The 8,273-nt window shown below is 66.8% G+C and carries 7 protein-coding genes and 1 pseudogene; 5 read left to right on the forward strand and 3 right to left on the reverse strand.

All coding sequences use genetic code 11. From position 1 onward, the window contains the following. The coding region (locus JNK99_RS08850; protein WP_291851584.1) for a copper chaperone PCu(A)C at positions 1-214 on the forward strand (214 nt) is incomplete at its 5' end. Positions 215-257: 43 nt separating this feature from the next. Here JNK99_RS08850 and JNK99_RS08855 read toward each other — a convergent pair. Then, positions 258-875: a hemolysin III family protein gene (locus JNK99_RS08855; RefSeq protein ID WP_291851587.1), complete on the reverse strand. Its 618-nt coding sequence runs from the start codon at positions 873-875 to the stop codon at positions 258-260. A gap of 188 nt (positions 876-1,063) precedes the next feature. Here JNK99_RS08855 and JNK99_RS08860 point away from each other — a divergent pair, with 188 nt between their 5' ends. From JNK99_RS08860 to JNK99_RS08870, 3 genes and pseudogenes are all read left to right on the forward strand, one after another. Then, on the forward strand, positions 1,064-2,611 hold the full coding sequence (locus JNK99_RS08860) for a DUF2868 domain-containing protein (protein ID WP_291851591.1): 1,548 nt from the start codon (positions 1,064-1,066) through the stop codon (positions 2,609-2,611). Beyond that, a pseudogene (locus JNK99_RS08865) lies at positions 2,608-3,006 on the forward strand (GTPase domain-containing protein); the annotation flags it as partial. The gene JNK99_RS08860 and the pseudogene JNK99_RS08865, both read left to right, overlap by 4 nt. A 535-nt stretch (positions 3,007-3,541) precedes the next feature. After that, positions 3,542-4,087 carry a DUF3482 domain-containing protein gene (locus JNK99_RS08870; RefSeq protein WP_291851604.1) on the forward strand — a complete coding sequence of 182 codons (546 nt, stop codon included), beginning with the start codon at positions 3,542-3,544 and terminating at the stop codon, positions 4,085-4,087. 114 nt (positions 4,088-4,201) lie between these two features. On the opposite strand, the gene JNK99_RS08875 is transcribed toward JNK99_RS08870, so the two are convergent. After that, a complete protein-coding gene (locus tag JNK99_RS08875; protein ID WP_291851595.1) occupies positions 4,202-5,059 on the reverse strand; it encodes an amino acid ABC transporter substrate-binding protein in 858 nt (285 codons plus the stop codon). Between the two features lie 260 nt (positions 5,060-5,319). Here JNK99_RS08875 and JNK99_RS08880 point away from each other — a divergent pair, with 260 nt between their 5' ends. Next, positions 5,320-6,636: a toll/interleukin-1 receptor domain-containing protein gene (locus tag JNK99_RS08880; RefSeq protein WP_291851598.1), complete on the forward strand. Its 1,317-nt coding sequence runs from the start codon at positions 5,320-5,322 to the stop codon at positions 6,634-6,636. 37 nt (positions 6,637-6,673) lie between these two features. Here JNK99_RS08880 and paaK read toward each other — a convergent pair whose 3' ends face one another. Next, on the reverse strand, positions 6,674-7,987 hold the full coding sequence (gene paaK, locus JNK99_RS08885) for a phenylacetate--CoA ligase PaaK (RefSeq protein ID WP_291851601.1): 1,314 nt from the start codon (positions 7,985-7,987) through the stop codon (positions 6,674-6,676). Between the last annotated feature and the right edge of the window lie 286 nt (positions 7,988-8,273).

Consider the following 8,273-nt stretch of genomic DNA (forward strand, 5'->3'; position numbering starts at 1 on the left):
CCTCGAACTGCCTGCCGGCAAGCCCGTCGAACTGGGTCCCGGCGGCTACCATGTGATGCTGATCAAGCTCAAGCAGCCACTGAAGAAGGGCGACTCCGTACCGCTCACCCTGCGCGTCGAAGGCCGCGACAAGAAGGTCGAGAGCATCGAACTGAAGGCCGAAGTGCGCGACCTGACCGCCACCACGTCGCCGGCAGGCGAACACAAGCACTGAGCGCCTTCCTCCGCGGTCGCCTCGACCTCGCCAGGGCAGCCGCTCAGAGCACGTAGCGCAGGATGGCAACATACTGCGCGGCGCTGCCGGCAAGGACGAACAGGTGCCAGATGCCGTGCGCGTGCTGCAGCCGGGTATCGAGGGCATAGAAGACGATTCCGGTGGTGTAGAACAGGCCACCCGCCGCAAGCCAGAACAAACCGGCCGTACCCAGCGCCTGCAGCAAGGGGACGAGGGCGGCCACGACGGCCCAGCCCATTACCACGTAGATCACCACCGACAGGACTCTGGCCTTGCTCTGCCGCCAGAACTCCTGAAGTCCGCCGATGATGGCCAATCCCCAGACCACGCCGAGCAAGGACCAGCCCCAGGGGCCGCGCAGGGTGACCAGGCAGAAAGGGGTGTAGCTGCCGGCGATCAGCAGGTAAATGCTCTGGTGGTCGAGTTTCTGGAAGATCTCCTTGGCGCGCCCGCGAAAGCTGTGGTAGAGCGCCGAGAAGCTGTAGAGCAGCACCAGGGTCGCGCCGTAGATCGAAACGCTGACAATCTTCCACGGGTCGCCGCTTTGCGCCGCGACGACGATCAGGAGCAGCGCGCCGGCCAGGGCCAGCACGGCCCCGACCAGATGAGTCCAGGCATTGAGTTTCTCACCGTGATACATGCGGACCGCCTCGAGCCTTCCGACCGCCCTGCCCGACCACCAATGGTCGCCGGCCGGACGGCAGCATGAACAGCATCCGCCGCATTGTCCGGGATTACGCCTTGCCCGGTCAATGAATCGATCCCCGCTGCGGGTCGCCGAAGCGCCCGAAGCGGGATTCCCGGGCCGCCACGTGGGAGAATGGCGGCATGAGTACCGGCACTCCCGTCCTTGCCCTGCTGCCCGCCGGCGCGCCGCCCGGCTGCGCTGCCGGCAGGCCATTAGTCATGGCGCTCGACGAAAGCAGCGCCCTGGCGGTGATGACGCTGCGCAGCTTCGAGACCGCCGACCATACACACGCCTTGTGGACGGACGCCGACCGGGCGTGGGCCAGTCACGCCGCCGCCGAGGTGGTCGGTGACGGCGCAACGGACGCAGCTTTCCTCGCACAGCGCGCGCGGCTCGGACTCCACCGTCTCGGCGAGCGTTTCAAAAGCGTGCCGCGCGCCGTGCGGGCGCTACGCTGGCGGCCCTGGCTGGGCGGTGCCAGCGTGCTCGCCGCCGGCCTTGCCGGCCTGCTGGTCGATCGCCTCGGCGGCGGCCAGCGGATCAACATCCTGATGCCGCCGGTGCTCATGTTGCTGTTGTGGAATCTGGCCGTGTACCTGCTGCTGGCGCTCGGCATACTCCTGCCGCAGCGCGCCATCGACCGGCCACGACCCTTGCGGCGCGCCATCAGCCGGCTTGCAGTCGGCCTGCGCCAACCGCCGGGCGGCAGCGAACTCGCCGCCGTGGTGGCGCAGTTGAGCTGCGACTGGCTGCGCATCGCCACCCCGCTGTACGCTGCGCGGGCGGCGCGCGTTCTGCACCTCGCCGCCGCATCGTTCGCCACGGGCCTGCTCGCCGGCCTCTACCTGCGCGGCCTCGCCTTCGAGTACCACGCCAGTTGGGAGAGCACCTTTCTCGATCCGGCCAGCGTTCATGGTCTGCTCGCTGCCGCCCTGGCGCCGGGTGCGGCGCTAACCGGCATTCCCGTACCCTCGGTCGGCGAGATTGCCGCGATCCGCGCACCGTCCGGCGAGAATGCCGCACGCTGGCTGCACCTGCTGGCGGCCAGCGGCGCCGTCGTGGTAATCGTCCCGCGCCTGCTGCTGGCGCTCTTCGCCTGGCTGATCGAGCGCCGCAGATCGGCGAAACTGGCGATCGGGCTCGATGACGCCTATTTCCAGCGACTGTTGCGCGACTTCCGGGGCGATCCGGCGCAACTGACCGTCGTTCCCTACAGCTACACGCTGCCATCCGCGGCAGCCGCCGGCCTGCAACGGCTGGCGGTACGCGCCCTCGGTGGCAACACCTTGCTGACCATCGGCCCGACACTGTGTTATGGCGACGAGGAAACGTCGGGCAACGCAGGCGGCGCGCCGCAAGCGGGGCACCTGCTCGCCCTGTTCAACGCCACGGCGACGCCGGAACGTGAGACGCACGGGGCTTTTCTGGCCGGTCTGGCTGGCCGGCTCGGCCCAGTTGGCCGGCTTGTCGCCCTGGTCGACCTGAGCGCCTTCCTGGCGCGTGCTCCCGACATCGGACGCTGTGCCGCGCGGCGAACCGCCTGGCGCGAGCTGTGCGCCTCACAGCAGGTTAGATGCGTCTTCGCCGACCTGGCGGCCAGTTCCGGATCCGCCACTTCTGACACGGCCGGCCGCCTGGACGAAGCCGCGTCGGCACTCGCCCAGGCGCTCGAAGGGGGCAGCCGATGACCGGTGCCGCCCCCCGCGCCATTGCGCTGTCGCTGATCTCGCACACCAACGCCGGCAAGACGACGCTCGCCCGCACCCTGCTCGGACGCGACGTCGGCGAGGTGCGCGATGCCACGCACGTCACCCGCGAAGCGACACCCTACTCGCTGCTCGATACGGCAGAGGGCGATACCCTGGTTCTCTGGGATACCCCCGGCTTCGGCGACAGCGCACGCTTGGCACGCCGGCTGAGCCAGCAGGGCAACCCGATCGGCTGGTTCCTGTCCCAGGTCTGGGACCGCTTCCGCAATCAGGCTTTCTACCTGTCGCAGCAGGCGGTACGCAATGTGCGTGACCAGGCCGACGTCGTGCTCTATCTGGTCAATGCGTCCGAAGCTCCCGCCGATGCCGGTTTTCTCGCCCCGGAACTCGACATCCTGACGTGGATCGGCCGGCCGGTCGTGGTCCTGCTCAATCAGACCGGACCGCCACGCCCGCGCGCCGCCGAGCAGGCCGAGGAGACCCTCTGGCGCGGTTTCCTCGGCAACCGGCCCTCCGTGCAGCAGGTACTGACACTTGATGCGTTTGCCCGCTGCTGGGTGCAGGAGAAGATTCTGCTGCGCGCGCTGGCGCCGAGTATCGCCACCGACAAGCGTGCCGCCTATCAGCGGCTGATCGCCGCCTGGCAGACGCGCCGCGACCAGCAGTTCGCACAGGCCATGGCAGCGCTCGCCACCCCCATCGCGCAGGCCGCCTGCGACGTCGAGACACTCGCGGCCGCGCGTCTGCGCGACACGCTGCGCACAGCCCTGCGTTCGGTGGTCGCCGGCGAGCAGGAGAACGAGGAGCGACAACGGGCGGCGCGCGCACTGGCCGACCGGCTGGACGCCGGTCTGCGTCAGAGCACCGAGCGATTGATCGTGATCCACGGTCTCGCCGGCCACGCCGCCGATGAAGTGCACCAGCGCCTCGGCCGGCACCTGCACCTGCAGGCACCTGCATACGGGCAAGGCGGCGGCGCTGGGCGGCGTCGTCTCCGGGGCGCTCTCCGGCCTGGCCGCCGATCTGGCGGCGGGCGGCCTGACCTTCGGTGCCGGCACGCTGCTGGGAGCACTGGCCGGCACCGCCGGCGGCGCCGGCCTGGCGCGCGGCATCAACCTGCTGCGCGGACGCCAGGAGATGCAGCTACGCTGGGACGAGGACCTGCTCGCCAGCCTGTTTTCCTCGGCGCTGCTGCGTTACCTGGCGGTGGCGCACTTCGGCCGTGGCCGCGGCGAATGGCAGGAAAGCGAATACCCGCCATTCTGGCACATGGTGGTCGAGCAGGTGATGGCGGTGCGCCACCCCGCCCTCGTCGCCCTGTGGGCACAACGACCGCCGGCCGGCAGCCCGGCAGGCGACGGGCAGATGATGGAAGAAAACCTGCGCCAGCTGCTTGACGACGCAGCGCGTGCGGTACTCGAAACGCTTTACCCGGGCGCCCTCGCGACGGGCTGATGGACGTCACGGGCGATCGCTCCGACGAGACGGCAGGGCCCAGGCGCCGCCACCCCGCTCCCGCCGATCAGACGGGCCGCGGCAACTGCCTGCCGCCACCCGCAAAGCTCCCGCCTACTGCGGCAGACCGTTGATCAGGAACATCACCTGCAGGGCATCGCCGGGTTTACCCAACGGCTCGAACCAGCGCTTGAGGATCGGGCTGATCTCGCCGGTGCGATAGAGCCTCGCCAGGGTCCGGTCCACCGCCAGGCGGAAATCGGCGTCGCGGCGCATCGCCAGCCCGTAGGGTTCGTAACTGAACTGCAGGTCGGCCAGCGTGAAGCCCTGTCCCTGCCCACGGACCAGGGCCGTCGAGATCAGTACGGTACGATCGGCGGCGTAGGCATTGGCCGACTTGTCCTTGAGCGCCGCGAGAGCGGCATCGTGATCCGGCAGCCTGATCGCCTGCACATCCAGCTTGCCCGCCTTGATCAGTTCATCGAGCGTTTTTTCGGTGGTCGTGCCGGCCACCACCGCCACCCGCAGTCCCTTGATCGCGTCCACCGAGGACGGTGCCTCACCTTCACGGAACAACAGGCTGGCGCCGTCGATGTAGGTCATCAGGCTGAAATCGAAGTCGGCCCGCCGCGACAGCGTCTGCGTCGTGTTACCGCATTCCAGATCGATCTCGCCGCTCTTCAGTGCCGCAAAACGGTTTTGCGCAGTCACCGGCACCCAACGCACGTCGAGCTTGGGCAGGCTGAGCTGTTTCCCGATATCCTCGGCGACGATCCGGCACAGGTCGACGCTGTAGCCGCGCGGCTGTTTGTCATCGCCGACAAAGGAGAAGGGAATCGAGTTCTCGCGGTAGCCAAGCTTCAGCGTTCCGGTCTTCTTGACCGTCGCCAAGACCGATTCCGCAGCCGCGGCCGGAATGGCGATGAGGAAGCTGGCGGCAAGCCCGGCCAGTAACAGGGTTCTTCTGATCATTGATATTTCCTCTGGAATGGGGTTGGGTGCTCCGGCTCGCCCGAGACGATGCCGGGGCGCCAGTATGCACAAGAACCGCGCATCTTTCCATCGCCCCGAGTCCACGGTGCGGAGCGACGGTGCAGGCCGGCGGCGCTTGACTCGCTGCCCGGCAGTACCGGATAGTTGCAGCGTCGATGACTGCCGGGCGGTGATCGACCACCTGATCACTGTTTGCCGAGAGCGCCCGGCCGGCTGGCGCGGCAAGAAGGAGCGTGTCCATGCGGATGATCGATCGGTTGCTGGTTGTCCGCCGTCGCGGCGACGGACAAACCGCCAGCATTGAGCTGCTGGCGGGCGATCTGGCGGCATTGCCCGCCGAGCATGCGGTCGATGCGCTGGTCGTCTCCGCCTTTCCGGACAGCTACACGCCCAACCCCGGCACGCTGTTCGAGAGCCTCTACGACCGGGGGCTGGACATGCGGCAGGTCGCCCGGCATAAACAGGAGGATGAGCGGGCCCACCTGGGTTGCTGGTTGTCGCGCCCGCTGCCGCAGGAGCTCGCCAGGCGCCTCAACTTCCGTCAGATCATCTGTTTCGAGCCGAGCCACCCCGGCTTTGTCACCAACAGCGGAATTGCCGAAGGTGGCGTGGAAGACGCCGTCGGCTTTGTCTTTCGCTGCCTCAACAACTTCATCATTCCCGACCACAACGAGCAGCGTCGATTCGAGATTGGCAGCGTCGCCATGCCGCTGCTGGCAACCGGCAACCAGCTCGTGCCGCTGGAAAAGATGTTCCCGCGCCTGCTCGAAGCCGCCATTTTCTGGCTCGAACAAGGTCTCCCCGTGCGCCAACTGAAAATCGTGGCCTTCACACCGGAAAGAGTGGCCACGGCGCAGCGCATCTTTCGCGAAATCAGGCAGCGCCATCAGACGCCGCACGACGCGGCTGCGCAGAATGCGGCGAGCGTCCCGGCGGATGCCGACCCGGACACGTCGTTCGCCCAGGCCATTGGCCAGCAGATGATGCGCCGCTGCCGGATGCATCTGCAGCAACGCCTGCTGGCGGTCGCTTCGGACGACGAGAAAGGGCTGCTGCACAGCCTGTTTGCCCGTCTGCAGAGCAGCTCACCGCCGGCTGCGGCGCCGCGCGACGGTGAGGACGGCTTACCTGACGCCAAGTACGACTTCTTCATCAGCTATGCCCACCGTCAGGGCAGCGAGGTCGCGGAGTTCGTGCAGGCACTGCGCCAGGCCGCGCCGGAGGCGCGGATTTTCTACGACCGCAGCTCGATCCCGATCGGCGGTCAATGGGTGAAGAGCCTATCGGACGCGGTACAGAACGCCCGCAGCTTCATCGCCGTCCTGTCACCGGATTACACCGCTTCGCCGGTGTGCTGGGACGAGTTCCAGTGCGCGAAGCTGCAGGAGTACAACACCCGCCGTGCGGTGATCAAGACGGTGAGACTGTACTCGGAGCAGGATCTGCCGCCGATCATGGGCATCTACAGCTACATCGATTGCGCGGAAGGCGACCTGCAACGGCTGCGCGCATCGGCCACCGACGTTCTCGCCGAAGCCGCGCCGGGCGGCACGTAGGACAGTTGCCACGCTGCCGGCAACTGCCTGCAAGGCGCTACACGCGCGGTCGCCGGTCGACCACCCGCCGCGCCTTGCCAAGCGAACGCTCGATCCCGCCGATGTCGGCGATGCGCACTTCGGTCGAAATGCCGATGAAGGACTTGATGTGCCGCTGCAAGGCATGCGCCACGTATTCCTTGTCCACCGCTGGCAGGTAGCGGTACTCGCGCTTGAGTTCGACATCGACCGCCACCGAGTCGAGGTGGCCGTCGCGCCAGACCTCGATCAGGTAGTGTGGCGACAGCTTGGGCTGCTTGAGGATCAGCTCTTCGATCTGCGAAGGGAAGACGTTCACGCCGCGAATGATCAACATGTCGTCCGAGCGGCCGGTGATCTTGTCGATGCGCCGCATGCCGCGCGAGGTCGGCGGCAGCAGACAGGTGAGGTCACGCGTGCGATAGCGAACCATCGGCATCGCCTCCTTGGAAAGCGAAGTGAACACCAGTTCACCGTGCCGGCCGTCGGGCAGGACCTCGCCCGTCGCCGGGTCGATCACCTCGGGGTAGAAATGATCCTCCCAGATCACCGGTCCATCCTTGCTTTCGATGCACTCGCTGGCGACGCCCGGACCAATCACTTCCGACAAGCCGTAGAGGTCGATCGCATCGATCGCGAAGGTACCCTCGATTTCGATGCGCATCTGCTGCGTCCATGGTTCGGCCCCGAACAACCCGACGCGCAACCGGGTGGATGCCGGGTCGATGCGCTGCCGCTTGAATTCGTCCGCCAGGTTGAGCAGGTAGGACGGGGTGACCATGATGATGTCCGGCTGGAAATCGTTGATCAGCTGCACCTGTTTTTCGGTCTGCCCGCCGGACATCGGGATCACCGTGCAGCCCAGACGCTCGGCGCCATAGTGCGCCCCGAGGCCGCCGGTAAACAGGCCGTAGCCGTAGCCGACATGCACCAGGTCGCCGCGCCGACCGCCGGCCGCGTGGATCGAGCGCGCCATCAGCGTCGCCCACATGTCGATGTCTTTCTGCGTGTAACCGACGACGGTCGGCTGGCCGGTCGTGCCCGACGAGGCGTGCACCCGGACGACCTGGTCGCGTGGCACGGCGAACATCCTGAACGGGTAGTTCTGGCGCAGATCGTCCTTTCCCGTGAAAGGAAACTTGCGCAAATCGTCAAGCGTCTTCAGGTCATCCGGATGCACTCCGTGGGCATCGAACTTGCGCCGGTAATGATCGACGTTCCGATAAGCGTGGCGCAGGGACCAGTGCAGGCGCTCGAGCTGCAGAGCGGCGATCTCGTCCCGGCTGGCAGTTTCGATCGGTTCGTAGGCGTTGACACTGCTGGCTGCGACCATCTTGCTGATCTCCCGGCTTGGTGAGTAAAAACCGAAACCCTAGTATATACACGGTTATTTTTCAATAACCTCGCTTCCGATCCGCCGTTTTTTCTCGGTCAAACCATCGGCCAGTGCGCCAAGCGGCACGACCCGGATCGCAAAACAGCCTAACCATTCATGATTCGGCTTACTCGCCCCCGAGCATGAAAGCCCTGATCGGGTGCACCATGTGAGGTGGCACGCAGGCGCGTAGAGGTCGCAATACGAATGAAGGCCCGACCCCGGCGCCTAACCGGACCTTCAC

The organism is Accumulibacter sp. (assembly GCF_016789985.1).
In the GTDB taxonomy this organism is placed as follows: domain Bacteria; phylum Pseudomonadota; class Gammaproteobacteria; order Burkholderiales; family Rhodocyclaceae; genus Accumulibacter.

Coding starts and splice junctions, on each gene's coding strand:
- JNK99_RS08855 (WP_291851587.1), bottom strand. CDS start 875: ATGTATCACGGTGAGAAACTCAATGCCTGGACTCATCTGGTCGGGGCC.
- JNK99_RS08860 (WP_291851591.1), top strand. CDS start 1,064: ATGAGTACCGGCACTCCCGTCCTTGCCCTGCTGCCCGCCGGCGCGCCG.
- JNK99_RS08870 (WP_291851604.1), top strand. CDS start 3,542: ATGAAGTGCACCAGCGCCTCGGCCGGCACCTGCACCTGCAGGCACCTG.
- JNK99_RS08875 (WP_291851595.1), bottom strand. CDS start 5,059: ATGATCAGAAGAACCCTGTTACTGGCCGGGCTTGCCGCCAGCTTCCTC.
- JNK99_RS08880 (WP_291851598.1), top strand. CDS start 5,320: ATGCGGATGATCGATCGGTTGCTGGTTGTCCGCCGTCGCGGCGACGGA.
- paaK (WP_291851601.1), bottom strand. CDS start 7,987: ATGGTCGCAGCCAGCAGTGTCAACGCCTACGAACCGATCGAAACTGCC.